Source organism: Olsenella sp. KH1P3 (assembly GCF_900167315.1).
Taxonomy (GTDB): Bacteria; Actinomycetota; Coriobacteriia; order Coriobacteriales; family Atopobiaceae; genus Olsenella_J; species Olsenella_J umbonata_A.
The window spans coordinates 16,250-42,185 of record NZ_FUWQ01000002.1 but is presented as its reverse complement, the minus strand read 5'-3'; the positions used below and the strand labels follow the sequence as shown (position 1 = coordinate 42,185).

25 protein-coding genes are annotated in these 25,936 nt (G+C 62.7%); 22 read left to right on the top strand and 3 right to left on the bottom strand.

Features of this window, described 5'->3' with window-relative positions:
* The 7 genes from B5D13_RS02590 (at position 1) to rsfS (ending at position 7,657) form a co-directional block, all read left to right on the top strand.
* Entirely contained in the window at positions 1–2,430 is a 2,430-nt protein-coding gene (locus tag B5D13_RS02590; RefSeq protein WP_234970651.1) for an ABC transporter ATP-binding protein, read from the top strand.
* A complete protein-coding gene (locus tag B5D13_RS02585) occupies positions 2,431–3,177 on the top strand; it encodes an energy-coupling factor transporter transmembrane component T family protein (RefSeq protein ID WP_078686785.1) in 747 nt (248 codons plus the stop codon). It abuts the gene before it with no gap.
* Positions 3,178–3,252: 75 nt separating this feature from the next.
* Positions 3,253–4,704, top strand: a complete 1,452-nt coding sequence (obgE, locus tag B5D13_RS02580; RefSeq protein ID WP_078686784.1) for a GTPase ObgE — start codon at positions 3,253–3,255, stop codon at positions 4,702–4,704.
* 1 nt (position 4,705) lies between these two features.
* A complete protein-coding gene (gene proB / locus B5D13_RS02575) occupies positions 4,706–5,830 on the top strand; it encodes a glutamate 5-kinase (RefSeq protein ID WP_078686783.1) in 1,125 nt (374 codons plus the stop codon).
* A gap of 12 nt (positions 5,831–5,842) precedes the next feature.
* Positions 5,843–6,574 carry a nicotinate-nucleotide adenylyltransferase gene (gene nadD / locus B5D13_RS02570; protein WP_078686782.1) on the top strand — a complete coding sequence of 244 codons (732 nt, stop codon included), beginning with the start codon at positions 5,843–5,845 and terminating at the stop codon, positions 6,572–6,574.
* Positions 6,571–7,188: a bis(5'-nucleosyl)-tetraphosphatase (symmetrical) YqeK gene (yqeK, locus tag B5D13_RS02565; RefSeq protein ID WP_234970649.1), complete on the top strand. Its 618-nt coding sequence runs from the start codon at positions 6,571–6,573 to the stop codon at positions 7,186–7,188. Before nadD ends, yqeK begins: the two co-directional genes overlap by 4 nt.
* Before the next feature lie 34 nt (positions 7,189–7,222).
* Positions 7,223–7,657, top strand: coding sequence for a ribosome silencing factor (rsfS, locus tag B5D13_RS02560; protein ID WP_078686781.1), 435 nt, complete (start codon positions 7,223–7,225; stop codon positions 7,655–7,657).
* 27 nt (positions 7,658–7,684) lie between these two features.
* Here the strand turns inward: rsfS and dinB are convergent, their stop codons facing one another.
* Genes dinB through B5D13_RS02545 form a run of 3 tightly spaced genes read right to left on the bottom strand, consistent with a single transcriptional unit; the run spans position 7,685 to position 11,011 of the window.
* Positions 7,685–9,013: a DNA polymerase IV gene (gene dinB / locus B5D13_RS02555; protein WP_078686780.1), complete on the bottom strand. Its 1,329-nt coding sequence runs from the start codon at positions 9,011–9,013 to the stop codon at positions 7,685–7,687.
* 37 nt (positions 9,014–9,050) lie between these two features.
* The gene (locus B5D13_RS02550) at positions 9,051–10,295 is read right to left on the bottom strand and encodes a sensor histidine kinase (protein ID WP_078686779.1); all 1,245 of its coding nucleotides are present in this window, start codon (positions 10,293–10,295) and stop codon (positions 9,051–9,053) included.
* A 20-nt stretch (positions 10,296–10,315) separates the two neighbouring features.
* The gene (locus tag B5D13_RS02545; protein ID WP_078686778.1) at positions 10,316–11,011 is read right to left on the bottom strand and encodes a response regulator transcription factor; all 696 of its coding nucleotides are present in this window, start codon (positions 11,009–11,011) and stop codon (positions 10,316–10,318) included.
* Positions 11,012–11,245: 234 nt separating this feature from the next.
* Here B5D13_RS02545 and rpsP point away from each other — a divergent pair, with 234 nt between their 5' ends.
* From rpsP to B5D13_RS02470, 15 genes are all read left to right on the top strand, one after another.
* On the top strand, positions 11,246–11,584 hold the full coding sequence (gene rpsP, locus B5D13_RS02540) for a 30S ribosomal protein S16 (RefSeq protein ID WP_078686777.1): 339 nt from the start codon (positions 11,246–11,248) through the stop codon (positions 11,582–11,584).
* Positions 11,585–11,589: 5 nt separating this feature from the next.
* Positions 11,590–11,898 carry a KH domain-containing protein gene (locus B5D13_RS02535; protein ID WP_078686776.1) on the top strand — a complete coding sequence of 103 codons (309 nt, stop codon included), beginning with the start codon at positions 11,590–11,592 and terminating at the stop codon, positions 11,896–11,898.
* Between the two features lie 6 nt (positions 11,899–11,904).
* Entirely contained in the window at positions 11,905–12,420 is a 516-nt protein-coding gene (locus B5D13_RS02530) for a ribosome maturation factor RimM (RefSeq protein ID WP_078686775.1), read from the top strand.
* Between the two features lies 1 nt (position 12,421).
* Entirely contained in the window at positions 12,422–13,177 is a 756-nt protein-coding gene (gene trmD / locus B5D13_RS02525) for a tRNA (guanosine(37)-N1)-methyltransferase TrmD (protein WP_078686774.1), read from the top strand.
* Complete coding sequence (lepB, locus tag B5D13_RS02520; RefSeq protein ID WP_078686773.1) at positions 13,170–13,739, top strand: signal peptidase I; 570 nt, start codon at positions 13,170–13,172, stop codon at positions 13,737–13,739. Before trmD ends, lepB begins: the two co-directional genes overlap by 8 nt.
* A 37-nt stretch (positions 13,740–13,776) precedes the next feature.
* On the top strand, positions 13,777–14,688 hold the full coding sequence (locus tag B5D13_RS02515; RefSeq protein ID WP_078686772.1) for a glycine--tRNA ligase subunit alpha: 912 nt from the start codon (positions 13,777–13,779) through the stop codon (positions 14,686–14,688).
* Entirely contained in the window at positions 14,689–16,785 is a 2,097-nt protein-coding gene (glyS, locus tag B5D13_RS02510; protein WP_078686771.1) for a glycine--tRNA ligase subunit beta, read from the top strand.
* A gap of 65 nt (positions 16,786–16,850) precedes the next feature.
* Positions 16,851–17,252 (top strand): kinase/pyrophosphorylase, encoded by a 402-nt coding sequence (locus B5D13_RS02505; RefSeq protein ID WP_078686770.1) that lies wholly within the window; start codon positions 16,851–16,853, stop codon positions 17,250–17,252.
* A gap of 212 nt (positions 17,253–17,464) precedes the next feature.
* Positions 17,465–20,227, top strand: coding sequence for a pyruvate, phosphate dikinase (ppdK, locus tag B5D13_RS02500; RefSeq protein ID WP_078686769.1), 2,763 nt, complete (start codon positions 17,465–17,467; stop codon positions 20,225–20,227).
* A gap of 113 nt (positions 20,228–20,340) precedes the next feature.
* Entirely contained in the window at positions 20,341–21,390 is a 1,050-nt protein-coding gene (locus B5D13_RS02495) for a deoxyguanosinetriphosphate triphosphohydrolase (protein ID WP_078686768.1), read from the top strand.
* A 152-nt stretch (positions 21,391–21,542) separates the two neighbouring features.
* Positions 21,543–21,884, top strand: coding sequence for a 50S ribosomal protein L19 (rplS, locus tag B5D13_RS02490; RefSeq protein ID WP_078686767.1), 342 nt, complete (start codon positions 21,543–21,545; stop codon positions 21,882–21,884).
* A gap of 65 nt (positions 21,885–21,949) precedes the next feature.
* Positions 21,950–22,738: a ribonuclease HII gene (locus B5D13_RS02485; protein ID WP_078686766.1), complete on the top strand. Its 789-nt coding sequence runs from the start codon at positions 21,950–21,952 to the stop codon at positions 22,736–22,738.
* 161 nt (positions 22,739–22,899) lie between these two features.
* Positions 22,900–23,535, top strand: a complete 636-nt coding sequence (locus B5D13_RS02480) for a YraN family protein (protein ID WP_159443972.1) — start codon at positions 22,900–22,902, stop codon at positions 23,533–23,535.
* 1 nt (position 23,536) lies between these two features.
* Positions 23,537–25,024: a YifB family Mg chelatase-like AAA ATPase gene (locus B5D13_RS02475; protein WP_078686764.1), complete on the top strand. Its 1,488-nt coding sequence runs from the start codon at positions 23,537–23,539 to the stop codon at positions 25,022–25,024.
* Entirely contained in the window at positions 25,024–25,935 is a 912-nt protein-coding gene (locus B5D13_RS02470) for a DNA-processing protein DprA (RefSeq protein WP_078686763.1), read from the top strand. The genes B5D13_RS02475 and B5D13_RS02470 overlap by 1 nt, the downstream gene beginning before the upstream one ends.
* Position 25,936 lies beyond the last annotated feature (1 nt).

Genomic DNA, 25,936 nt, shown 5'->3' with positions numbered 1-25,936 from the left:
GTGAATCAAAAGGCAGTCCGGCACGGCGGAGAAGGTTCGAGGTTCGATGTCGCTAGCCTGGTCCTGGTGGCCATGCTCCTCGCGGCCGGATTCATCCTCAACATGACCGTCGGCAAGGCCCTCTCCATGACGGGCATCCAGCCCGAGTTCGTCATCTCGTCGTATTGCCTTGCGATTCTCCTGCTGCGCCCGACCCTGCCTCATGGCGTTCTCATCGGGGTTCTCGCAGCCACCGTCATTCAGTTCACCACGTCGATTCCCGGCCTCGAGTACGTCTGCGACATCCCCGCGTCTCTCCTCATGGCCGCGATCGTCAGGCTTACGGGGGAAAGGGGGCCGCGCGGCCTCGTGCCCTTCCTGTCCACGTGCGTCACGACGGCCGTCTCGGGCCTCATCTTTGCCACCCTTGCGACTGTGGTCGTGCTCAGGGGCGAGCCCCTGGCCGTGTTGGCCATGCTGCCCGTTGTCGTTGGCACCGCCCTCGCCAACGCTATAGTGGTCCAATCGCTGTATCTTCCCCTGAGGAGTGCCTTCCTGCAGAGGCTCCCCTCAACGGGGGAGGCGTCGGGCACATCCCGCGACGACTCGGACGGCGTCGTCCAAGGCGTTCGTGCCGAAGGTGGATCAAACGAGTCGCTTGACGTGTCGACCGCGACCACGGAGGCGGTTCCTGACGTCTACCCAGATGCCGCGGCCGTGGAGCTTCAGCACGTCTCCTTTACCTACGACGGAGCCCGTCGCCGCGCCCTTGACGACGTCAGCCTGACCTTTGGTGCCGGATCCTTTGTGGGCGTGATCGGCCCCTCTGGAGCTGGAAAGACCACCTTGGCCTCGGTTGTCTCCGGTGCCATTCCCCATCACTTCGCCGGGGAGTTCCGTGGAGCGGCACTCGTCGGCGGTATGGACACCTGTGAGGTGGCGCTGACGGACGTCTCGCGCGTCGTAGGGTCCGTATTGCAGGACATTGACGCCCAGATGGTGGCTGCGGACGTCGAGGACGAGATCTTGTACGGACTCGAGAACTTTGGCTTCGAGCGAAGCGCCATCGAGAAGCGCGTGTCGTATGCGCTTCGCACCGCAGGCATCGAGGACCTGAGGCGCAGGGAGATCTCGACGCTCTCGGGCGGCCAGAAGCAGAAGGTGGCGATTGCCGCCATCCTCGCCATCAGCCCACGGGTCATGGTGCTCGACGAGCCGACCGCGGCCCTCGACCCCGCGTCCTCGCGCATGGTCTTCGAGACCCTCAGGGAGCTCAATGCGCGTGGCATCACGGTCATCGTCATCGAGCAGAAGGTCGCCCTTCTCTCTGAGTACTGCGACCGCGTCATCGTCCTCTCCCAGGGCTCCGTCGCGCTTGACGGCTCTCCGCGAGAGGTGTTCTCTCACTCCAAGGACCTTCGCGACATCGGTGTGGACAGCCCCCGTGTCACGCGCATATCCAACGGCCTTGCTGTGACTGGAGTCCTTGACCCTGCCGAGAAGGGCTTCCTCACCGTCTCGCAGGCCCGTGACGGCCTGCTCGGCCTGCTCTCTTCCACGCCGGTGAAGGCCGCGTCTCACGTTGCCCCCTCGGCTTCTCCTCATCGCCTTGCCACTCCCGCGCCCACAGGCGACCCCATGCTTTCCTTGAGAGACGTGTCGTTTAGCTATGGCGTCGGCAAGGCGTCCGTCGACCATGTCTGCTTCGACGTGGGCGCCGGCGAACTCGTCGCCGTCGTCGGGCAGAACGGAGCGGGAAAGACCACCCTCACCAAGCTTATGAACGGCCTGCTCAAGCCGGGTGACGGTAGCGTCAACATCTGCGGTCTCGACACGCGCCGGGCGCGCACCAGCGAGATTGCCCAGAAGGTCTCCACGCTGTTCCAGAACCCCGATCACCAGATCTGCAGGCAGACGGTGCTCGAGGAGGTCGCCTTCAGCCTGCAACTGCTTGGCGTCCCCGACGACGAGGCGTTCCAGCGCGCTGCGGACGTCGTGTCGTACTTCGGCCTCGACCCCGAGGCGGCCCCCTTCACGCTCTCGCGCGGACAGCGCCAGATCGTCGCCCTTGCCTCGGTCGTCGTGACGAACCCCAAGGTGATGATTCTCGACGAGCCGACAAGTGGTCTCGACTACCGCGAGTGCATGACCGTCATGGACTCGGTCAACGCGGCGCGCGAGCGCGGCTGCGCGGTGGTCATGGTCTGCCACGACATGGAGGTGGTCTCCGACTACGCGACGCGTCTCATCGTAATGGCAAACGGCAGGGTGTTGGAGGACGGCGAACCCTCCGTGCTGTTCTCGCGTGCGGAGCTGCTTGGCAAGGCGTGCATCGCACCCCCCCAGGTGAGCGAGCTGTCTCAGGGGTTGGCGGATGCCGGTTTCGAGCGCTTCCGCGGAATTACCGAGGTTAAGGACATCGTGGACGTCATGAAGGGACTGGTGGGGTAGATGGCCGGACTGCTCGAATACAGCGAGGGCAGCACGTTGCTGCACCGCGCGAACCCCATCTCGAAGGTCGCCTTCGCCGTCGCCGTCTGCATTGCGACGTTTCTCGCGAACGAGTACCTCACGCTCGTTCTCCTGCTGGCCCTCGTGCTCCTGGCGGGAGTCTATGCGGGCGTGGGAAAGAAGGCCGTCTCGCTCCTTCTGGCGTTCTCGTCTCTGGGTGCGCTCATGTTCCTGGTGCAGACTGTCATCGTGCGTGCTGGCACTCCCGTGTTCCTCTGGGTTACCGATAGGGGGGCGGACACGGGCGCTCATGTTGCCCTGCGTCTCGTGACCTTCGCGCTTCCCCTGGTTCTCATGCTTACCGTGACGCGCCTTACCGACCTGACCAACGCTGCGGTCGAGGTGCTTCACCTGCCATATCGCTATGCCTTCACCATTACCACTGCTCTCAGATTCGTGCCTATCTTCTCGTACGAGATGTCCCGCATCGTCGAGGCCCAGACTGCCCGTGGCGTCGAGTTTGACTCCGGCAACCCGCTCAGGAAGCTCGGCCTCATGATGCCCCTGGCGGCGCCGCTGCTCATCACCTCGGTCAGCAAGGCGGACGACACGGCGCTCGCGGCAGAGCAGCGTGGCTTCTACCTGAGGACGCGCGAGTCGTCCTACAAGCGCTATCCCATGGCAACCCGCGACTATGCGATCTTCTCGCTCTGCCTTGTGGTTATTGTGCTTGGCGCAATCTTCTAGGTGGTTCGCGACTTCCTTCCGAGCATGCGGCTCCCATTTGTTTTACGATGGACTACGCACTAAAGGAGGAACAACGTGCCTACCAACACTTTCACAGATCTCTGTCGCATCAACGTCAAGGGTGGCGACGGCGGTGCCGGCTGCATGTCGTTCCGTCGAGAGGCCTTCGTGCCGAAGGGCGGGCCCGATGGCGGCGATGGCGGCAACGGCGGCAGCGTCATTCTCGAATGCGACTCCCAGCTGTCGTCCCTCATTGACTATCGATTCAAGCATCACTTCAAGGCCGACCGTGGAACGCATGGCCAGGGCGCCCGCCGCCACGGCCGGGACGGCGAGGACATGGTGCTTAGGGTCCCTTTGGGCACGGTCGTCCGCGAGCTTGACCCCCAGACCATGGAGCCTGCCTTCGACATCGCCGACCTTACCCAGCCCGGGCAGCGCGTGGTCGTCGCTCCGGGCGGCGCAGGCGGCAAGGGCAACATCCACTTCGTCACTTCCGTCAGGCGTGCACCCGCGTTTGCCGAGAAGGGCGAGCCCGCCCAGGAGCACTGGATCGAGCTCGAGATGAAGCTCATGGCCGACGCCGCCCTCGTGGGCATGCCGTCGGTCGGCAAGAGCTCGCTCATCGCACGCCTTTCCGCGGCGCGCCCCAAGATTGCCGACTACCCCTTCACCACGCTCGTCCCCAACCTGGGCATGGTGCGCGCTAAGAGCGGCATGAGCTTCGTTGTGGCGGACGTCCCGGGCCTCATCGAGGGTGCCAGCGAGGGCAGGGGTCTCGGGCATGAGTTCTTGCGCCACATCGAGCGCACGGCTCTGATCCTTCACGTCGTGGACATGACGGGCGGATACGAGGGTCGTGACCCCATTGCCGACTACCGCGCCATCAATGCTGAGCTGGTCGCCTATGCCAGCGAACTTGCGCAGCGCCCGCAGATCGTCGTAGCCAACAAGTGTGACATGCCCGGCGTCGAGGATGCCGTCGCCCTTCTCGGGGAGGAGGCTCGCAAGGACGGCCACCCGTTCTTCGCGGTCTCGGCAGTTACTGGCAAGGGGCTCGAGGAGCTTGTGACCGAGACGGCCAAGCAGGTCTCCACGCTTCGACAGCAGATCGAGGTCGAAGCGCCCCTCGTCGACGTGAGCGCAGAGGTCGAGCACAGGCGCCAGCGTCGCGACCGCTCGATCACCATCAAGATGGAGTCGCGCGGCATCTGGCGGGTCTCCGGTGGAGCCATCGAGCGCATGGTTATCCAGACCGACTGGGAGAACGACGAGGCCGTCGCCTACCTCCAGCACCGCTTTGAGCGCATCGGCCTCGATAACAAGCTCGCCGCCGAGGGCTGCGTGCCCGGTGACGAGGTCAGGATTCTCGGCTACGCGTTCTCGTTCGACGGCCCTGAGCAGGAAGACGAGTTCGCCGAGCTTGTCGACGATGATGACGAAGACGTGGCCCTTGACGTTACCATCGTGGACCTGGACGAGTCGTCTGACGCGGCGCAGGATTCCGACTCCAAGGGAGACGAGTAGCTTGGAGGGGGTATTCGACACGCCGGATGTCGTCGTGGTCAAGGTCGGGTCGTCGACTCTCGTTGATGCCAACAACCGTCCCGACCGTGCATTCATCGAGACGCTGTGCGATCAGGCCGCCGAGCTCCAGCACGATGGCTACCACGTCGTCATCGTCTCGTCCGGAGCTGTTGCTGCCGGCATGGAGCGCCTCGGCCTCGATTGCAAGCCCCAGGACATGCCTGGCCGCCAGGCCTGCGCGTCTGCGGGTCAGGCGGCCCTCACCGAGGTCTACGCCGACCTCCTGGGGCGCCATCGCATCGCGTGCGGCCAGGTCCTCCTTACTCGCAGGGACCTCACCGACCGCGAGGGTTACCTCAACGCGCGCAACACGCTCGGTCGGCTCATAGGCTTGGGCGCAATTCCCGTCATCAACGAGAACGACACCGTCTCGTTCACCGAGTTTAACTTCGGCGACAACGACACGCTGGGCGCTATCGTCTCGACCATGCTTAACGCCGACCTCTACGTCATCCTCTCGGATATCGATGGTCTTTATACCGCAAATCCGCAGGACGATCCCAATGCCGAGCTCGTTCCCCTCGTGAAGGAGATCACGCCGCGCATCGCCGCGATGGCCGGTGGGGCCGGATCGAGCGTGGGCACCGGCGGCATGGCCTCAAAGCTGCGCGCCGCCCGCGCGACGCTCGCCGCAGGCATCCCCATGGTCATCTGCAAGGGCCGCGAGCGCTTCTCGTTCGAGCGCGTCGTCAGGGGAGAGGCGCTTGGCACGCGATTTGAGGCCCCTTCTGGGACGACGCACGAAAGTGCCCGCAAGCTCTGGATCGGCCTGGCCGAGATGCCCAAGGGGTCGCTTGTCCTTGACGCGGGCGCGAGCGAGGCAGTCGTATCGCGCGGAGCCTCGGTGCTTCCCGTCGGCGTTGTCGGAGCGGAGGGCGTCTTCGAGGAGGGTGACGTCGTGAACGTCATCGACGATGCCGGAAAGCTCCTTGGAAGAGGTATAGTCCGCTACTCGAGCGAGGACATCGGTCGCGTCCACGGACTCAAGCTCGACGTCATCGAGCGATTCCTGCCGCACAAGGCCGGCCAGCCTGCGATTCACAGGGACGAGCTTCTCGTCTTCTAAGGAGGTTTGTTCATGGCTGATGCTGACGGCCTGGGTACGAGGGCCGATCTAGTCGAGAGGGGAGACCTGCCTCTGCTGGGACAGGATGTGTCTCGCACCTACCGGCTTGGCATCATGGGCGGGACCTTCGACCCCATCCACTACGGCCACCTCGTCACCGCCGAGCAAGCGTTCGACGACCTTGACCTGGACGTTGTCGTCTTCATGCCTGCCGGCAGGCCGGCGTTCAAGCAGGGCCGGAACGTCACCTCCGGCGAGGACCGCTATGCCATGACGCTGCTTGCCACGTCCGACAACCCGCACTTCGTCGCTACCCGCTTCGAGGTCGACCGCGCCGGCGTCACCTATACGGCGGACACGCTCGAGCTCCTGCGCGAGATTTATCCCGACAACGTCGAGCTCTTCTTCATCACCGGAGCCGATGCCATTGCCGAGATCGTCACCTGGAGGGAGGCCGGGCGCATCGCGCGGCTCGCGCACCTTGTCGGCGCGACGAGACCCGGGTACGACCTCGATCGCGCGGATGACCTGATCAGCGGGTCGCCCTACGACTTCGACGTGACATACCTCGAGGTTCCCGCGCTTGCGATATCGTCCAGCTACCTTCGCGAGCGTGTGAGTGGCGGCCAGAGCCTTCGCTACCTCACGCCCGACTCAGTTACGGGCTACATTCACAAGCACCATCTGTACGGCGTCGTCCCGACGCGCTACGTTTCTGTTCTCGAGGAAGGCGAGTCTTCGTGAGTCAAGAGGCATTCACCGCCGACCAGCTGTCGTTCATAATCCGGGTCCAGGGGGACCTTCGCAATCATATGCGTGCCGTGAAGCCGCGGCGCTACGAGCACTCGCTTTCCGTTGCGGAGACTGCCCAGAAGCTCGCGCTTCTCTACGACGTCGATCCCTTCGAGGCTCGCGTCGCCGGTATCCTCCACGACTGGGACAAAGTGCTTCCCGACGAAGAGCTGCTTAGGCGCTCGCAGGAGCGTGGCATCGATCTAGGCGTTGATCTCGAGCTCGTTCTTCCGCTGCTTCACGGCATCCTCGCGGCCCGCGAGCTTCCCGAGATCTACCCCGAGCTTTCGCGTGACGTGCTCGTCGCCATCGAAAGGCACACCACGGCTGCGGTCGACATGACCCCTCTCGACATGGTCGTGTTCGTCGCCGACGGAATCGAACCGCTCCGACGCTCCTGCCCCAACATCGACCAGGTGCGCGCGATGGTTGGGAAGAGTTCACTTGAGGACCTGTTCTGGAACTCCTTTGCCGGGGGTATATCCTATGTCGTAGACACAAGGCGCTACCTTTATCCTGGAACTATCGAAATCTACAACGAGCTTGTGAGGCGACGCGCGTCCTAGCGCTCGACCATCGCAACCCAGAGAAGGGACATCAATGGCAGTTACCCCGCTTGAGCTTGCTAAGGTCGCGGCCGCGGCCGCCGACGACAAGAAGGCATCCGACATCGTCCTGCTGGACCTTACCAGCATCTCCGACGTCAGTGACTACTTCCTGATCTGCACTGCCCAGAACAACCCGCAGATGGACGCCGTCCTGGACGAGATCAAGGAGAAGGTCCGCGTCAACTGCCAGGAGAAACCGCTCTCTTGCGAGGGTCGCGCGGGCACCAGCTGGGTCCTCATGGACTACGGTGCGGTCGTCGTCCACGTCTTCAAGCCCGAGTCGCGCGAGTACTACCGACTCGAGCGACTGTGGGGCGAGGCCCCGCGCGTCGCTCTGGACCTCGCGGGCGCCATGCCCGAGAGCGAATATGAGGCCCTCGTGTCCTCCAAGGGGACCGCGGGAACTTCTTCCGAGGACGCGGAGTAGCGCTCTTCTATGGGCCTCCTTTGGTCGTCAGAAGTCCTCCTTGTTCATGGGGGCGGTGCCGGTGGTGCCGCCCCTGAATCTTAGGTCGCGCCCGTACGCGAGCGCGTCTTTGCCGAAGCGTCTTCTGACCTCGTCCGCGGCGACCGACAGTTCCCGCAGCTCGTCCTTGTCGTGCGAGAGTGAGCCGGTCGCGGCCCTCGTTTTCCCCTGCGTGACGTCTTGCGGCGCGGCGTATGCCTCGCTCATATCCGAGAAGAGCTCGAGCTGCCGCCCTTGGCCCTCCCCAAACGCGCTGACGGCCACGCCGACCAGGCGGACGGGCGTCCCCTCTGCCCAGCACCTGTCCAGCAGGCGCACGGCGGCCTCGCCAAACACGTGCTCGTTATCGGTTGCCTCGTCCATCATCTCTTGGATGGTCCGCGTGTGCGTCATGTCAAAGCGCAGCTTGAGCGTCACGCGCCTTCCCCGGAGGCCCTTGCGCCGAAGTCGCGACCCCGTGAGTGCGCTCACGTGACGAATCGCAGCCTCGACCTCGTCCCTCTTTCGAAGATCCTGCGCGAAGGTGCGCTCGTTCGAGACCGACTTGACGACCCCGGCCTCGTCTGCCGGACGCACCTCCGACCTCTCCTGGCCCGCGGCACGCAGGACCATGCGTGGACCCGAGACGCCAAAGCGCTTCTCCATCTTTTCGGGGTCCTGGCGGGCGAGTTGTCCAAGTGTGTTGATGCCGCACTCAAGCAGGGCGCGCTCGGTTGCCGCTCCGACTCCGCTCATCGCACGAACTGGCAGGGGAGCCAGGAAGGACGGCTCCGTTCCTGGCGCTACGATGGTGATGCCGCGCGGCTTCTGCCGCTCGGAGGCGATCTTTGCGATCGTCTTGTTCGTTCCGAGCCCAATCGAGCAGGTCACGCCTAGCTCGCCCACGCGCCTCTGGATTCGCCTGCAGATCTCTATGGGACTCTCCTTCGAGAAACGCCCTGGCGTGATGTCGAAGAACGCTTCGTCGATGGATACCTGTTCCATGAGCGGCGTCTCGTCCAAGATCACGGACATGACCATGGCCGACATCTCGCGATAGCGGTCGAAGCGGCCGCGCGTCCAGATTGCGTTCGGGCAGAGTCTCATGGCTTGGGACGAGGGCATTGCTGAGTGGACGCCGTACATGCGCGCCTCGTAGGAAGCGGTGGACACGACGCCCCTCTTATGGGCGGAGCCGCCCACGATGACGGGCTTGCCCCGCCATTCGGGATGGTCCAGCTGCTCGACCGACGCGAAGAAAGCGTCGAGGTCGAGCAGGCCGATTGCCGGTCCGCTCCAGCTCAGGAGCCCTGATCCTATTTCTCCATTTGTGCCCATGAGAGCATTATAGGTGCCCGCTGGCCTCTTGCGTGATCTAGAGGACGACCGTGAACGTCGTCCCCGCCTGCTCATTGCTCGTGACCGATATGCTGCCGCCGTGCGCCTCGGCTGTCGCCTTGGCTATGGCGAGCCCAAGGCCGAAGCCACCCTCTGACTTCGTCCTGCTACGAGCCTTGTCGGAGCGGTAGAAGCGGTCGAACACGTGGGGAAGTTCCTGTGGGTCGATGACCGCTCCGCGATTGTTGACAGAGTAGACGACACGCTGTCCCTGGCGGGCTAGGCTCACGCTGATGGTCGTCTTGGGGCTCGCGTACTTGCAGGCGTTCTCGATGAGTATGCGAATCAGCCGCTCCATCCATTCCCTGTCGGCGTTGATGACGATTCCGTCCTGAACCGTTGTGCTGATGTCGTTCCAGTTCTCGAAGGCCACGGCGTCGAATTCGAGGGCTGACTGCTCGACCATCTCGGAGAGACTTATGGGCTCAATTCGCATCGCGCTCGCGAGGCCTGCTATGCACTCATCCGCTCGGGCGAGCTGGAGGAGGTCGTTAACGAGACCCTTCATGTGGTTGGCCTCTTCGACGTTGCTCTTGATCCAGCGGCGACTCTCGGCGGGGATGTCCTTGGCCCTCTCGAGTATCTCGTTGTTTGCCGAAATTACGGCAAGTGGCGTCTTGAGCTCGTGAGATGCGTCGGCGATGAAACTCTTCTGCTGCTCCCATGCGACGGATACGGGCTTGAGGGCCCAGTCGGCTAGGAACCACGTGATGGCGAACATGAGCAGCAGGCCCAGCGCCACAATCTCGAGGTTTCGTACGATCATGCTCTGGAAGGTGAAGTCGGCATCGGTCGTGTCGACTATGGCGATGCGCACCGCGCCCCCGCCGATCGCCTTTGCCTTCCACGACACGTGAATGGAGCCGTCGTATCCCTCTTTCTGGCCCGAGTTGAGCGCTGCGTCGACAACCTGCGAGAGGACGCTGCTGTTGATGTAGACGGGACCTTCGCTTGACTGGAGGACGACTCCGTCGGAAGAGACCTCGACGGTCAGCGCGAGCATGGTCCTTCCGTGCGCAGAGTCTTCCTGGGGTGCGGTCATGCCGCCGATTGTCGGCACCGAGTTGAGTTCTCCGTCGAGGTTGCGGTCGAGGGCACCCGAGATGATGCTCCGCTGGTTCGCGTACGAGGAGTACATCGACATGCCGAGCACGCCAATCAGGACGGCGCCGACAAGCACCATGACTATGAGGATGAACTTGCGCTTGAGCTTCTTGAGCATGGCGCTCCTCGCTTTCGGGGCTAGGCGCTCGCGCCGTCGCCCACGTCGAACACCTCGAGGCGATAGCCAAGCATGCGCAGGGTGGTTATCTGGACCATGGAGTGGACGTGCGCTAGCTTCTTGCGCAGAAACGAGATGTAGGCCTCGACGGAGTTCTCGGATGCGTCGCCGTCGGTTCCCCAGACTCGTGTCAGGAGGTCCTGCTTCGAGACAACCCGGGCGTTGGAGCTCATGAGCATCTTGAGGACCTCAAACTCCTTGCCGGAGAGATGCACCGTGCGCTCCTTGCAGCTGAGGTCGTGCGTCTGGAGGTCGAGGGTGAGGTCGGCGTACTTGGCCTGCTCGATTACCACGTCGCCCTGCCTGCGCGTGAGGGCCCTGAGCCTCGCGAGCAGCTCCGGTGCCTCGAAGGGCTTCGTCATGTAGTCGTCGGCTCCGGTGTCGAGTCCCGTGACCTTGTCGGAGGTCGCGATGCGGGCCGTGAGCATGAGAACCGGGATGGAGTTGCCGCTTCTGCGTAGCTCGTGAACTATCTCGAAACCGTCCATGCCAGGAAGCATGACGTCCATGATGACGGCGTCGTACAGCCCGCTCTTACATGAGGCGAGGCCTGCGTTGCCGTCGTAGACTGCCTCGCAGTTGTAGCCCTCGTCGCAAACAATCTTCACGATTGCGTCTGCAAGGTTCTTCTCGTCTTCGACAACAAGGATGTTCATGTGTTCTCCCTTTGCTGGCGGTTACTCATTTTAAGCAAGTTTAAAATGTGACGCTGAAGTGAGCCTTAAAGGGCGCTTTGCGGGCTTTGCATGAACGTGTGCCTTCGCACAAGGTTCACAAAAACGACACCCACAGAGCCCCTGTACGTGGCGTATCATTAGCTTTCGCTTTATGTGGCAACGCGACGCACCATCCATCTATCCACGGCGTCGCTCGTCTGAAGGAGTTTAGTTTTGGCAGTTAAGATTCGTCTCGCCCGTCACGGTGCAAAGAAGCGTCCGTACTACCGCGTCGTCGTTGCTGATGGCCGCATGCCGCGCGATGGTCGTTACATCGAGCTCGTTGGTCGCTACAACCCCCTGACCAACCCCAAGACCATTGACCTTGACCTCGAGAAGATCGACGAGTGGGTTTCCAAGGGTGCCCAGCCCTCCAACGCTGTCGCTCACCTGATCGACATCGCCCGCTCTGACGCTCCTGCTCCCGAGAAGAAGCAGAAGCTCTCCAAGAAGGCTGCCGCCAAGGCCGCTGCTGCCGCCGAGGCCGCTGCCGAGGCTGCGGACGCGGAGTAGCTACTGTGTCCGAGGAACTCACGGACGTTGTGGATTCCCTCGACCAGACTGTCGATAACGGCGAGGAAATGGCTTCCGACAAGGTCGCTGATCTTGTCGAGTACATCGTTTGCGGCCTCGTTACCAACGAGGACGCCGTGTCGCTTGACGTCACGGACAGCGATGGTTCCGCACTTATCGAGGTAAGCTGCGCAGAGGAGGATGCCGGCCGCATCATCGGCAGGAAGGGCCGTACGATCAAGGCTATTCGCACGCTTGCACGTGCCCTTGGTTCGCGCGTGGGGACTTCCGTCGAGGTTGAGGTTCTGGGCTAACGATCCGTGCACACGAGATATAGGGCTATAGCCCGTGTGGTGAAGACGCACGGGAAGAGGGGGGAGGTCGTGACGGTTCCCGTTCACGGCCTTCCCCCTATGTTGCGCGAGAGACTCGACGTGACGCCAGTGCCGCCGGCCCTCAAGGGGCCGAGGGGCCGCGTCGTCATGTCGGCGAGCTACAACGGCTCGGGGCAGCTCGTCTCGCTCGGCGGCGTCAGCGACATCAACGCGGCGTCAGAGCTTGTGGGGAAGGTTCTCCTGGCACGCATTGACGACCTTCCCGAGGGGTTCGAGAGACACGATGTCGACGCCCTTTTGGGCCGTGAGGTTGTGGACTCGAACATGGGCGCGCTGGGCAGCGTGGCTGAGGTGATGGTTGGTCATGCCAATGACGTCTGGGTCGTCAGGGGGCCGTACGGCGAGGTGCTGATTCCCGTCGTCGACGCCGTCGTCGACGAGCTCGTCGAGGACGGTCCAATCCGAGTCACGATTCCATCCGGTTTGATTGAGGGCGCATAGCATGAGGTTTGAGACGCTTTCCGTTTTTCCGCAGGTGTTCGCGCCCTATCTGGACGAGTCCATCATGGGCCGCGCGCAGCGCAAGGGTGTGTTCGACTTCGAGGCCTTCGACCTGAGGCGCTGGACTCACGACCGGCACAACACCGTCGACGACGCCCCATTTGGCGGCGGTCAGGGCATGCTCATGAAGCCCGAGCCCATCTACGAGGCCGTCGACGAGATTTCATCCATGGGAGAGGGGCGACCCTACATCGTGTTCTTCTCGCCTTGCGGAAGGCGCTATGACGAGTCGTGCGCCGAGCGCCTTGCTGGCGAGGAACGCGTGCTTCTTGTTTGCGGACGCTACGAGGGCATGGACGAAAGGGCCTACGAGCTTGCTGACGAGGTCTTCTCGCTGGGTGACTACGTGCTCACGGGCGGAGAGCTCGCTGCGCTCGTCGTCATCGACTCGGTCGTGAGGCTTCTTCCCGGAGCCTTGGGAGACGACATGAGCGCCAAGGACGAGTCGTTCTCTGGGAGCCTGCTCGAGTACGCCCAGTACACCCGTCCCGCCGAGTACCGCGGGATGGGCGTTCCCGACGTCTTGCTGTCGGGGGACCACGGGGCCGTTGACCGCTGGAGGCGCAGAAACGCCATCGAACGCACTGCCCTGTGGAGGCCCGACCTCCTCAAGGGTGCCGACCTCACCCCCGAGGAGCTCGCCTTTGTGCGAGAGGTGATCCAGAGGTCTAACGGCGGAGGCGATGTCGATGAGTAAGGTCGAGGGGGACGCGGGCCGCCGCATTCCCGCTTGGGTCGAGTGGGTACTGACGATTGCCGTGGGCGTGGGCATCGCGCTCCTGGTGAGGGCGTTCGTCGCCGAGCCGTTCCTCATCCCGTCTGCGTCGATGGTCCCGACCATTCAGGAGGGTGATCGCGTCCTCGGCGAGAAGATCACCTACAAGGGGTCCTCGCCGCAGCGTGGCGACGTCGTCACCTTTGTCGATCCCACTGACGGCTCGACGACGCTCATCAAGCGCGTCGTCGCCGTAGGCGGCCAGACGGTTGACCTTCGCGACGGCGTGGTCTACGTCGACGACGAGGCCCTCGACGAGCCGTATACGCATGGCAAGCCCAGCTATCCGCTGGACCGCTACGCGAGCACGCTGCAGGGGCCGATTGTGTATCCCTACACCGTCCCCGAGGGATGCGTTTGGGTTATGGGAGACAACCGCACCAACTCTCTCGACTCTCGATACTTTGGGGCCGTGCCGATAAGTTCAGTTTCATCTAAGGCGTGCGTCATCTTCTGGCCGCCTGATGATTTCGTTACACTTTAGGAGTTTGTTTTTAATCGAAAGAGGGGAAGATAGGGCGATGAGCGACAAGCCTTTGACGTTTCAGGAAATGATCCTGGCGCTTGAGCACTACTGGGCCGATAAGGGCTGCACGGTGATGCAGCCGTACGATTCTGAGGTTGGTGCCGGTACGTTCCATACTGCCACGCTCCTTCGCTCCCTGGGTCCCGACTCCTGGCGCACCTGCTATCCGCAGCCGTGCCGCCGTCCGGCCGACGGCCGATATGGCGACAACCCCAACCGCCTGCAGCACTACTACCAGTTCCAGGTTCTCCTGAAGCCGTCCCCCGCGGACTCTCAGGACCTCTACCTTGGCAGCCTTGCCGCTATCGGCCTCGACCCCAAGGACCATGACGTCCGTTTCGTCGAGGATGACTGGGAGTCCCCGACGCTCGGTGCCTGGGGCCTCGGCTGGGAGGTCTGGCTCAACGGCATGGAGGTCACTCAGTTCACGTACTTCCAGCAGGTTGGCGGCATCGAGGTCAATCCCGTCCCCGTCGAGATTACCTATGGCCTCGAGCGCATCGCCATGTACGCTCAGGGCGTCAACTCTGTTTACGATCTCGTCTGGAGCTACCTGCCCGATGGCACGCCCATGACCTATGGCGACGTCTTCCACGAGAACGAGTACGAGTTCAGCGCCTACAACTTCGAGGTCGCCAACGTCGAGATGATGCGTCAGAAGTTCGACGACTACGAGAACGAGTGCCATGCCTGCCTCGACCGCGGCCTGCCTCTTCCCGCATACGACTGCGTCATGAAGTGCTCGCACGCCTTCAACCTTCTTGACTCGCGTGGCGCCATCTCGGCCACGGAGCGCGCCAACTATATCCTGCGTGTCCGCACCGTCGCCAAGGCATGCTGCGAGGCGTACATGGAAAAGGTCGCCGGCGCCACTGATGCGTCTGACAAGAAGGGGGAGGTGGCCTAAATGGCAGACACTCTCGATTTCCTCTTTGAGGTAGGCACCGAGGAGATGCCCTCGGCTCCGCTCATCCACGCAATCAAGCAGTTCGGCCAGCTCATCGAGTCGGGCCTCGACAAGGCCGGCCTCGACCACGGCGAGGTCAAGGCCATGAGCACGCCTCGCCGCCTGACCGTCATCGTCAAGGATCTCGCCACTTCCACGGCTGAGGTGCACGAGGTCATGCGCGGACCCGCGACCAGCATCGCCTTCGACGCCGAGGGCAGTGCCACGAAGGCCGCCATGGGCTTCGCCCGCAAGTTCGGCCTCTCCGCCGACGAGCTTGTGCGCAAGGTCGACTCCGACGGCCGTGAGTACGTCTTCGCCGAGAAGAACATCCCCTCCATGCCCGCGACGCCCATCCTGACCGAGCTCTGCGAGAAGAGCATCGCCGCGCTCGACTGGCCAAACTACAGGAGCCAGCGCTGGGGCGGCAACCACGAGACGTTTGTCCGTCCCGTCAGGTGGATCTGCGCGCTTCTGGGCGAGGATGTCGTGCCCGTCTCTTATGCTGACGTCACCTCCTCCAACGTCACCTACGGTCACCGCGTCCTCGGCCCCGGCGAGCACGTCGTCAAGGATCCCTCCAGCTACGTCGAGGTCCTTCGCAACGCCGGCGTCCTTCTCGAGGGCGAGCGTCGCGCGGCTATTCTCGACGGCATCAAGAAAGTTGAGCAGGAGCGTGGTGGCGCCCATGTCGACACGCCGAAGAAGGTCTTCGATGAAGTTGTCAATCTCTGCGAGTACCCGACGGTGCTTGTTGGCAAGTTCGACGAGGAATTCCTCGACGTCCCCAACGAGATCATTTGCGAGTCGATGCTTTCTAACCAGCGATACTTCCCGATCTACGACTCCGAGGGCAAGCTCACCCGAGAGTTCGTCGTCGTCTCTAACTCCGACCCGCGCAACAACGAGCGCGTGATCGACGGCAACGAGCGCGTCGTCCGTGCCCGCCTCGACGATGCCAAGTTCTTCTACGACGAGGACCTGAAGAAGCCCCTCGAGGACTATGTCCAGAAGCTTGACTCTGTCGTCTTCCAAGAGAAGCTCGGCACGGTCCTGCAAAAGTCCCAGCGCATGGTGACGGTTGCAGGCGAGGTCGCCAAGCAGGTCGCGGAGTCCGACGGGCTCGTTGAGGACGCTCGTCGTGCGGCTTTTCTCGCCAAGGCCGACCTCGTAACCCAGGCGGTCGTCGAGTTCACCAGCCAGCAGGGCGTCATGGGCGGGTACTACGCCAAGGCTTCTGGCGAGTCTGATGACGTCGCCGCCGCGATTCGCGATCACTACCGTCCGCGCTTCGCTGGTGACGATCTGCCTGAGGGAACCGTCGGTCGATGCGTTGCCATCGCCGACAAGCTCGACACGGTTTGCGGCATCTTCGCCATCGACGAGCCCCCCACTGGCTCCTCTGACCCGTTTGCCGTCCGCAGGTCTGCCATCGGCATTATCGCCATGCTCCGCACGCTTCCGAGCGTCTCTCTCAAGTCCCTCATCGCCGTTTCCCTTGCCGCATACGCCGCCCAGGGCCTCGAATTTGACTCTGCCGCCGTCACCAAGGCGGTCGAGAAGTTCTTCGCTGGTCGACTCAACACCATCGCCAAGGACGAGAAGATCTCGTTCGACACCATCGAGGCCGTCTCCTCTGTCGGCGTGATCGATCCGGTCGAGTTCATCGACCGTGCTCGTGCCCTCGACGACGCCCGCAAGGACCAGCCGGAGCTCTTTGATGACCTCGCGACCGCGTACGCTCGCGCGGCACACCTTGGTGACGCGAGCCTGGGCTGCGACGTCGACGAGAGCATCATGGGCGAGTCCGAGCTCCAGCTGCTCTCCGCATGCGTCAAGGGTGCCTCGAGCGTCGAATCCGCCTTGGCTGCCGGTGACTATTCCGGTGCCTGCAAGGCTCTCGCCGAACTAAGGGAGCCAATCGACCGTTTCTTTGATGACGTTCTTGTCATGGACGATGACACTGTTGTGAGAGAGAATCGCCTGAGGCTTCTTAACAAGTTTGCTTCCGTCTTTAGCGATGTTGCTAACATCGGGGTACTCTCAAAGAAGAAGTAATAGGGTCGGGGAGTCCGATCCGCGAGTCAGGGGGCAGTCCTGCCCCCGCCTGTTTGGAGGTCTACATGACAGACGCAGCGACCGATGAAGAACTGTTCAACGCTGCAGCCCCTGTCGTCATTGTCATCTCTGACGCCTGTGGCAAGACGGCTACCGGCGTCGTTGAGGCAGCGGCTGACCAGTTTGGTGCCGATTCCGTGGTCATCAAGAGGCTCAGTAACGTCAAGACCGTCGATACCGTGTGCGAGTTCCTCAACGGAAACATCGAGGAGGACGTTCCCCTTGCGGTCTTCCACACCATTGTCGAGCGCAACCTGAGGCGCGATATTCGCCGCGAGCTCGACAAGCGCGGCATTCCCTCCATCGACCTTCTTGGTCCCGCTATCACCGTCATCTCCACGCTCACGGGCGAGGAGCCCAAGTACGAGCCTGGACGCAGGATGGATACGGAGGTTCAGGAGGTCTAGTGGGGCCGGGTAGTATAGGACTTATTTGCACCCTATGTGCGGATATTTCCCCTACGGCCCATTTTGTGCCGCCTGTCGGACTGAGGGTTATCACCCAAACCCTCTGGATAAAAATAAGACACGTTGTGAGGCGCCTGCCGTGAGCAATCACAGCAGGCGCTCTTGTAAGTCCGGCATGCGAGTGCCATGAGATTTCGATCAGGGGTGTGAAAATGGCTGAAAAACACGTGTACAAGTTCGGTGTCGACGAAAACGGCAACAACGTGACCGAGGTCGCAGGGGCTTCCGTCGACGAGGCCAAGTGGATTACGGGTGGCAAGGGCGCCAACCTCGCCGAGATGGCCAACATTGGCCTTCCCGTTCCTCCGGGATTCTCCATCACCTGCCAGACTTGCGTTGCCTATTCTGGCGCGGGCAACGTCTGGCCTGAGGGCGTTCTCGACGAGATTGACGAGTATCGCAAGGATCTCGAGAAGCGCATGGGCAAGAAGCTCGGTGACAAGGACGATCCTCTGCTCGTCTCCGTCCGTTCCGGCGCGCCGTTCTCCATGCCTGGCATGATGGACACGGTTCTCAACCTCGGTCTGAACGACGACTCCGTCCAGGGTATCATCAAGCAGACCAACAACGAGCGCTTCGCCTGGGACTCCTACCGTCGTTTCGTCCAGATGTTCTCCAACGTCGTCATGGGCATCGACGGTGACCTCTTCGAGGAGGCCATCAACGCCAAGAAGGAGGAGAAGGGCGTCAAGCTCGACACCGAGCTCACTGCCGAGGATTTGAAGGACCTCACCGAGACCTTCAAGCAGATCTTCGCCAAGAACGTCGACTCAACCGCTCACCCCGAGGTTGCTCCCGAGGGCATTGCTTCCTTCCCCCAGGATCCCTACCTGCAGCTTCGTCTTGCAGAGCAGGCAGTCTTTGGCTCCTGGAACACGGAGCGCGCAGTCCTGTACCGCAAGCAGAACAAGATTCCCGATGACCTCGGCACGGCAGTCAACGTCCAGGTCATGGTCTTCGGAAACAAGGGTGATACCTCCGCGACCGGCGTCGCGTTCACGCGCAACCCTGCCGACGGCACCAACGAGCGCTATGGCGACTTCCTCGTCAACGCGCAGGGCGAGGACGTCGTCGCCGGCATCCGCAACACGGAGCCGATCGCCGATCTCGTCAAGATCCCTGCCCTTAAGGAGGCCGGTGAGGAGCTCTACCACGTCTTCGAGATCCTCGAGGACCACTACGCCGACATGATGGATCTTGAGTTCACCATCGAGCAGGGAAAACTCTGGATGCTCCAGACCCGCGTCGGCAAGCGCACCGCGCTCTCCGCCCTCAGGGTTGCTATTCAGATGGTCGAGGAGGGTCGCATCACCAAGGAGCAGGCCATCATGCGCGTCGCTCCCGACCAGCTCGACCAGCTCCTGCACCCGCAGTTTGACCCCAAGGCCGAGGTCGACGTCGTTGCCAAGGGCATGAACGCCTCTCCTGGCGCGGCCGTCGGCGCCGTCGTCTTCTCCTCTGACGCTGCGGTTCATTACTCCAACATCGAGAAGCCCTGCATCCTCGTCCGTTGGGAGACCACTCCCGATGACCTTAAGGGCATGGTCGCGGCAGAGGGCATCCTCACCTCTCACGGCGGCAAGACATCGCACGCGGCTGTCATTGCCCGTGGCATGGGTGCGCCGTGCGTCTGCGGCGCCGAGGCGCTCAAGATCGACGCCAAGGCAAAGGAATGCGTCATCTCCGGCACCGACATCGTCCTGCACGAGGGTGACATCATCTCGATTAACGGCACCACAGGCGACGTTATTATCGGTGAGGTGCCCCTGGTCCGCCCCGAGCTGACCGGCGACCTCGAGACCATCCTCTCCTGGGCGGACGACGTCCGTCGTGACGCTTCCCGCGGCCGCATCTTCGGCGTCCGCGCCAACGCCGACAACCCCGAGGACGCGCACATCTCTCGCGACTTCGGCGCAGACGGCATCGGCCTCGACCGTACCGAGCACATGTTCCTTGGCGAGCGCAAGGAGATCATCCAGTCCTTCATCCTCGCCGACCGCACCGGCGACAAGCAGAAGGCGCTTGGCAAGCTTCTGAAGGCCCAGACTGACGACTTCCTCGGCATGTTCAAGGAGATGGACGGCAAGACCGTCATCGTTCGTCTCCTCGATCCGCCTCTGCACGAGTTCCTCGACAATCCGCGCGAGTACGCGGTTGAGCTTGCTCATGCCGAGGACCGCGGCGAGAACGACACACAGATTAAGGCCCGTCGCGATCTCCTTGCCCGTCTGGATTCATTCCAGGAGGCCAACCCGATGCTCGGCCTCCGCGGCTGCCGACTCGGCATCGTCTACCCGGAGCTCACCGAGATGCAGGTTCGCGCCATCGCCTCCGCCGCCGCTCACCTGAAGAAGCGCGGCTTCGATCCTCGCCCCGAGATCATGGTTCCCCTCGTGGGCACCTGGCAGGAGCTCAAGGTTGTTCGCGACCAGGTCGAGGAGGTCGTCGCCTCCGTCGTCGAGCAGACCGGTGTCGAGCTCTCCATCCCCGTTGGCTGCATGATCGAGATCCCGCGCGCAGCCGTCACTGCCGACGAGATCGCGAAGTATGCGGACTTCTTCTCCTTCGGTACCAATGACCTTACGCAGATGGGCTTCGGCTACTCCCGTGACGACGTCGAGAGCGCCTTTATCCCCCTGTACCTCAAGAAGAAGATCCTGAAGACCAATCCGTTCGAGACGCTCGATTCGGGCATCGCCAAGCTCGTCAAGATGGGCGTCGAGGGCGGCCACGCCTCCAACGACACGATCATTTGCGGCGTCTGCGGCGAGACCGGTGGCGATCCCGAGTCCATCCAGATGTACTATGACCTCGGTCTCGACTACGTCTCCTGCTCCCCGTACCGCGTGCCCATCGCTCGCCTTGCCGGTGCGCAGGCCAAGATCAAGTCCAACGGCGGCCCTGCCAAGCTCTAGGCTGAGGCACGCTCGTCGAGTGACTGAGTAATCAGTAGGGGGGAAGCCCTTGGGCTTCTCCCCTTTGTGCTATCACGTTGCATGAGGGGTCTACGTTGACTACGGAGTGGGACATGGATGCTCTGGGCAGGGTTCAGATTGAGGCCGAGGAGGGCGAGAGGCTCTCGCGTTTCGCGACGCGCTCGTCTGCCAGCCTGGGCAGGGAGCGCGACGAGTTGCCCGATGCGTACCGCACATGCTTCCAACGCGACCGCGACCGTATCCTGCACTGCAAGAGCTTCCGTCGTCTCGCCAACAAGACGCAGGTATTCCTTGCGCCCGAGGGTGATCACTACAGGACGCGCCTTACCCACACGCTCGAGGTTGCCCAGATTGCCCGCGACATTGCGCGTCCCCTGCGCCTCAACGAAGACCTGACCGAGGCAATAGCCCTGGGGCACGATTTGGGCCACACGCCCTTCGGCCATGCCGGTGAGCGCGCGCTGCGCCGCGCCATCGGCTCCAGGGTCGGTGTCTCGGAGGAGGACGGCGACCGCTTCAGGGGCCTCTTCCGCCACAACGAGCAGAGCGTTCGCGTCGTGCGCTTCCTCGAGAAGGACGGCCGCGGGCTCAACCTCACGCGCGAGGTCCTCGACGGCATACGCTGCCATGCCGGCACCCTCAGGGCGTCCACGCTTGAGGGGCGCGTCGTCGCGCGTGCGGACAGGATAGCCTACGTGAATCATGACATCGACGACGCGGTGCGCGCCGGTCTGCTGACGGAGGACATGCTCCCCGCCGCTTCGCGTGCCATCCTTGGTGGCTCGTCCTCCGAACGAATCCAGACCATGGTCGAGGACGTCATAGCCGCGAGCGACGGCGCGGGAGACGTCTTGATGTCAAGGGAGAAGGAAGACGCCCTTCTCGATTTGAGGTCCTTCCTCTTCGAGAACCTCTATAACACCGGGGATGCCAAGCAGGAGGAGCCCAAGGCCGAGCAAATGCTCGTCTCGCTCTTCGACTACTTCATGGACCACGTCGACGAAGTCCCGCAAGAGTATCTGAGAGCCTGTGAGTCCGATGTGGCGCGGGTCGCTGATTACGTGAGCTCCATGACAGACCGCTACGCCATTCGCGTCTATCAGGAGGTGTTTGTCCCGCGCGCCTGGAAGCTGGGCATGTGAGGTGATTTCCCGCATCGTGTCGCGAAGCTGTGAAGTTGCGCGCTCTTGAAGATTCGCCTTGCTTGCGCGGTGGGCAACCCATATAATTCCTTCTTGTGTGTAAAGCTATGTGTCGCGCACATTACGACGGCACCTCTAGAGACGAGGAAACGATGGATTACATTCGCGCTATCGAGCGTCAGCAGATCCGTGAGGACATCCCCCAGGTTCGCGTTGGCGACAACGTTAAGGTTCACTATCGCATCAAGGAGGGTGACCGCGAGCGTGAGCAGGTCTTCCAGGGCGACGTCATCCGCATGAGCGGCGGCAGCTCCCGCGAGACCTTCACCGTCCGCAAGCTCAGCTTCGGCTGCGGTGTCGAGCGCACCTTCCCCCTGCACAGCCCCAAGATTGCCAAGCTTGAGGTCGTGCGTCACGGTGACGTTCACCGCGCAAAGCTCTACTACCTCCGCGAGCGCGTTGGCAAGGCTGCCCGCATTCCCGAGAAGCGCTAGTAGTTCTTTATATTCGCTCTTTTGCGGCGCCTGTTCACAGGCGTCGCTTTTTTTGGAGGCAATATATGGCAAACGGTGTCAGGGCAGCGAGTGCGCGCGAGGTGGCCGCCTTGCTTTCTAGCGCAAGCGGACAGGAGCTCGACGCTCTGGTCGAGCGCTATGGCGAGGACCCCCGCAAGCAGGTCCAGCATGCCATCGCAAGCGCGCTTGCGCGCCGTGAGAGGGAGCGGGCAGAACGGGAGCGCGTCGATGCCATGTACGACCTGCAGCGCGAGATTGGCGGAGAAGGGCTCGTCATTGGGGTTGACGAGGTCGGCCGTGGCGCCATTGCAGGTCCCCTCACCGTGGGCGCCGTCGTGCTTCCCAACGAGCCTCGCGTCTGGGGGATCAACGACTCGAAGCAGCTGACACCCGCCCGTCGCGAGTCGCTTGCGGCGCAGATTGCTGACGTCGCCGTCGCCATAGGCATCGCGCACATCGAGCCCGCATCCATCGACGCGGTGGGAATGGCCAACGCCTTGCGAATGGCCATGTCGCAGGCAATCGAGGATACGGGCGTCGATCCCGACTGCGTCCTCATCGACGGCAATCCCATGCACGTCCACTCTAAGGAGAAGACAATGGTCAAGGGTGACGCAAAGATCGCCGCAATCGCCGCCGCCTCGATTGTGGCCAAGGTGACCAGGGACTCACTGATGATTGCCTACGACAGCGAGTATCCCGGCTACCACCTCGCAGAATGCAAGGGCTACGGCTCTGCCGCACACATTGAGGCGATACGAAAGAACGGCCTCACGCCGATTCACAGAGTCTCCTTCTGCGGGAATTTTCTCGAGACGCCCGCACTTTTCTGATAGACAGGCTAAATCGCACGAAGCAGACCCGTCGAGCCAGTGCTCGGCGGGTCTGCTTCGTGCAAGTTCCGCGATGCAGCTTCGTGTCGTATGGATATAGCCAGGTGCAAGCCGCTCAGGCGACAATGCCCCCACTGTCGAGACAATCACGGGAGGATGCTATGGGTGACGACAAAGAGAGGGACGCGCGCTCTGCGCGCGTCGAGGAGCCTGGGACATGGGCGGGGGAGGGCAGATCGTGTGGTACGGAGTCGCATTCAGCGAGCGCCCCTGCCTTTCATGACGATTTGGGTGGCGGCACCTCTCCCTCGTGCGGGGGAGAGGCCGACGGGGCCTCGTCCGGGCGTGAGGAGGAGACGGCGACCCCCTGTGGCTGCGGCTGTCGCTCGGACCTTGGGGGCGAGGTGCGAAAGCCGGTCGAGGAGATGACTAACAAGGAGCTTGGGGATGAGGGCGAAAGGATCGCCCGAAGCTACTTGATGCGCCGCGGGATGGAGGTCCTCGCCTGCAACTGGCGTACCAAGTACGGTGAGGCCGACATCGTGGCGCGTGAGGATGATACTGTCGTACTTGTGGAGGTGAAGACGAGACTTGCCCTGGGTGATCGGGCTGATGAGATGCCCGAGCTTGGCGTAAGCATCGAGAAACAGAGACGGTATCGAAACATGGCCCTCTGCTACCTCGTCGACCATCCCGAGGCCACGTCTATCAGGTTCGACGCCATAGCCGTCAACGTCGTGGGGGAGCGCCTCGCGAAGCTCAGACATCTCGTCGGTGCCTTCTCGTGGGACGACTGACATGTCTTGGGACTCGCTGGCCGTTAACGCTGCGACCATACGGGGTGTGGAGGCCTTTCGTGTGTCTTGCGAGGTTTCGTGCAGTGGTGGCATACCGGGCATCAGCATCGTGGGACTTCCTGACGGGTCCGTGCTCGAGGCACGCACGCGGGTCCGCTGCGCCATCAGAAACTGCGGCTTTGAGTTGCCTCGCCTTCACATCACAGTTAACCTCGCCCCGGCCGAGCTTCGCAAGACGGGCACCGGCTTCGACCTTCCTCTGGCCGTGGGCATCCTCGCCGCGACGGGGCAGATTCCGCGCGGGGGTCTGGACGGCCTGCTGTTCGTCGGAGAGCTTGGCCTGGACGGGTCGGTCAATGAGTCTCGAGGCATGGTCGCGTATCGACACCTCGCAGATTCTCTCGGGCTCAGGCTCGTCTGTGCTCCCGAGTCTCCCGTCGGACCAGACCCACAGAGGACCTTGGGACTCAGCAATCTCTCACAGCTTCGTGGCGGCGCCCACCGTATTCCCACGCTGGACGCACCCGTCGTCTCGTCCGTCTCGTCCGTCTCTCCTGAACCGCTTGACTATAGAGACGTGATTGACCAGGAGATGGCAAAGCGCGCGCTCGTCATTGCTGCGGCGGGAGACCATGGCCTCCTTATGGTCGGCCCTCCCGGCTCTGGCAAGAGCATGCTTGCGCAAAGGATGACGTCCATCCTCCCGCCCCTTCACAATTCCGAGAGGGAAGAGGCGCTTCTCGTTCACTCGGTCGCAGAGGAGGACATCGGCGGCCTCTTGGCCGGGCAGCGCCCGTTTCGCTCACCGCATCACAGCATCTCGTGTGCCGGCATGATTGGCGGAGGCCGGCCCGTCGTTCCTGGTGAGGTCTCGCTTGCGCATGGCGGCGTGCTCTTCCTCGACGAGATTCCCGAGTTCGCATCTAACGTCCTCCAGGCGCTCAGACAACCCTTCGAGGAGCACGAGGTAAGGCTCGTTCGGGCAGACGGGCTCTACCGTTTTCCGTGCAGGTTCTCTTTTCTCGCGGCCGCGAACCCATGCCCCTGTGGGCACCTGGGCGATATCGGCCGCGAGTGTAGATGCTCGCCTGCGCAGATCGAGAAGTACCAGTCACGCGTCGGCGGGCCGCTTCTTGACCGCATCGACATGCATATATTCGTGTCACGGCCCGACTCGCGTCTGGTTGTCCGGGACGAGCAGGGCACGGGGTCGGACGAGATGCGGGAGAAGGTCATTTCCGCGCGGGAGTACGCCGCATGGCGAAGGGGGCGAGAGCCGTCCGAAGGACGCCCGACCGTCTCGAGCTTATCCCTTGGCGCCGATGCCCGTCGCTCGCTCGAGGCGATCTCGCGACAGCTGGGGCTGGGCGGGCGCGCGACCGTTAAGGTCGCCTCTGTCGCGCGAACCATCGCCGACCTTGACCATCGGGCACGGGTGTCCAGGGAGGACGTCGGCGAGGCCTGTGCGTATCGGGAAAGGAGCAGGTGATGTCCGCCAACGTTCCTAGATGCGTGATCGAGAGGGGTCACGACCGTTACCCCGCGTCGTTGCTCGATATGGAGAGTCCACCGGAAGCCATATATGTGTTCGGAGACCCCGACTCGCTTTGCACCGAGACCATTTCCATCGTGGGGGCTCGGCGTTGCACTCCCTACGGCTGCGCCGTTGCCGAGATTGCGGGCAGGGTGTCAGCGGAGAGCGGGATCACGGTAGTGTCGGGGGGTGCAATGGGCTGCGACTCCATGGCCGCTCGCGCAGCGCTGGACGCCGGCGGACGCACGGTTGTCGTCTCGGGATGCGGTGCAGACGTCGTGTACCCGCGAACCTCCCGCGATGTGTTCGAGCGAGCGGTCGAGTCAGGAGGTGCCGTCGTATCGCTCGAGCGTTGGGGTTCGCCACCAAGAAAGTACGCGTTTCCTAAGCGCAACCTCGTGATTGCTGCGCTGTCCCCCGTGACCCTCATTTGCGAGGCGGGGGAGAAGTCTGGAACTATGAGCACGGCGCTTGCCGCATCGGACCTTGGGAGGACCCTCTATGCCGTCCCGGGTTCCATCTTCTCGGCGGAATCCCAAGGAACCAACAGGCTGATCGCCGACGGCGCCTCTCCGATATGCTCTGAGCACGATCTCGAGGCCTGCATCGCACTTGACTACAATCGGCTGAGACTCGCGGAGGAGCGTCCGTGCGAGAGCGAGACTCGGATTATGTCGGCTCTCGTCGCTACGCCCATGAGGGCGGACGACCTTGCACGCTATGTTGCCGAAGATGTGCTGACTGTTCTCGGGACGCTTGCCGACTACGAGGCCAACGGCTTTGTCGTGCGACTTCGCGATGGAAGGTACTCCGCTTCGAAGGATTATCTTGCCATGCGCGATAGTATTGAACATGAAGCAAACTAAG

Bases quoted from the DNA above. Each gene is read 5' to 3' on its own strand.
- B5D13_RS02550 (WP_078686779.1), bottom strand. From the start codon at position 10,295: ATGCTCAAGAAGCTCAAGCGCAAGTTCATCCTCATAGTCATGGTGCTT.
- rsfS (WP_078686781.1), top strand. From the start codon at position 7,223: ATGGCAGTTACCCCGCTTGAGCTTGCTAAGGTCGCGGCCGCGGCCGCC.
- lepB (WP_078686773.1), top strand. From the start codon at position 13,170: ATGAGTAAGGTCGAGGGGGACGCGGGCCGCCGCATTCCCGCTTGGGTC.
- B5D13_RS02505 (WP_078686770.1), top strand. From the start codon at position 16,851: ATGACAGACGCAGCGACCGATGAAGAACTGTTCAACGCTGCAGCCCCT.
- B5D13_RS02545 (WP_078686778.1), bottom strand. From the start codon at position 11,011: ATGAACATCCTTGTTGTCGAAGACGAGAAGAACCTTGCAGACGCAATC.
- B5D13_RS02515 (WP_078686772.1), top strand. From the start codon at position 13,777: ATGAGCGACAAGCCTTTGACGTTTCAGGAAATGATCCTGGCGCTTGAG.
- trmD (WP_078686774.1), top strand. From the start codon at position 12,422: ATGAGGTTTGAGACGCTTTCCGTTTTTCCGCAGGTGTTCGCGCCCTAT.
- glyS (WP_078686771.1), top strand. From the start codon at position 14,689: ATGGCAGACACTCTCGATTTCCTCTTTGAGGTAGGCACCGAGGAGATG.
- B5D13_RS02485 (WP_078686766.1), top strand. From the start codon at position 21,950: ATGGCAAACGGTGTCAGGGCAGCGAGTGCGCGCGAGGTGGCCGCCTTG.
- B5D13_RS02495 (WP_078686768.1), top strand. From the start codon at position 20,341: ATGGATGCTCTGGGCAGGGTTCAGATTGAGGCCGAGGAGGGCGAGAGG.
- nadD (WP_078686782.1), top strand. From the start codon at position 5,843: ATGGCTGATGCTGACGGCCTGGGTACGAGGGCCGATCTAGTCGAGAGG.
- B5D13_RS02480 (WP_159443972.1), top strand. From the start codon at position 22,900: ATGGGTGACGACAAAGAGAGGGACGCGCGCTCTGCGCGCGTCGAGGAG.
- rplS (WP_078686767.1), top strand. From the start codon at position 21,543: ATGGATTACATTCGCGCTATCGAGCGTCAGCAGATCCGTGAGGACATC.
- B5D13_RS02585 (WP_078686785.1), top strand. From the start codon at position 2,431: ATGGCCGGACTGCTCGAATACAGCGAGGGCAGCACGTTGCTGCACCGC.
- ppdK (WP_078686769.1), top strand. From the start codon at position 17,465: ATGGCTGAAAAACACGTGTACAAGTTCGGTGTCGACGAAAACGGCAAC.
- B5D13_RS02475 (WP_078686764.1), top strand. From the start codon at position 23,537: ATGTCTTGGGACTCGCTGGCCGTTAACGCTGCGACCATACGGGGTGTG.
- dinB (WP_078686780.1), bottom strand. From the start codon at position 9,013: ATGGGCACAAATGGAGAAATAGGATCAGGGCTCCTGAGCTGGAGCGGA.
- B5D13_RS02470 (WP_078686763.1), top strand. From the start codon at position 25,024: ATGTCCGCCAACGTTCCTAGATGCGTGATCGAGAGGGGTCACGACCGT.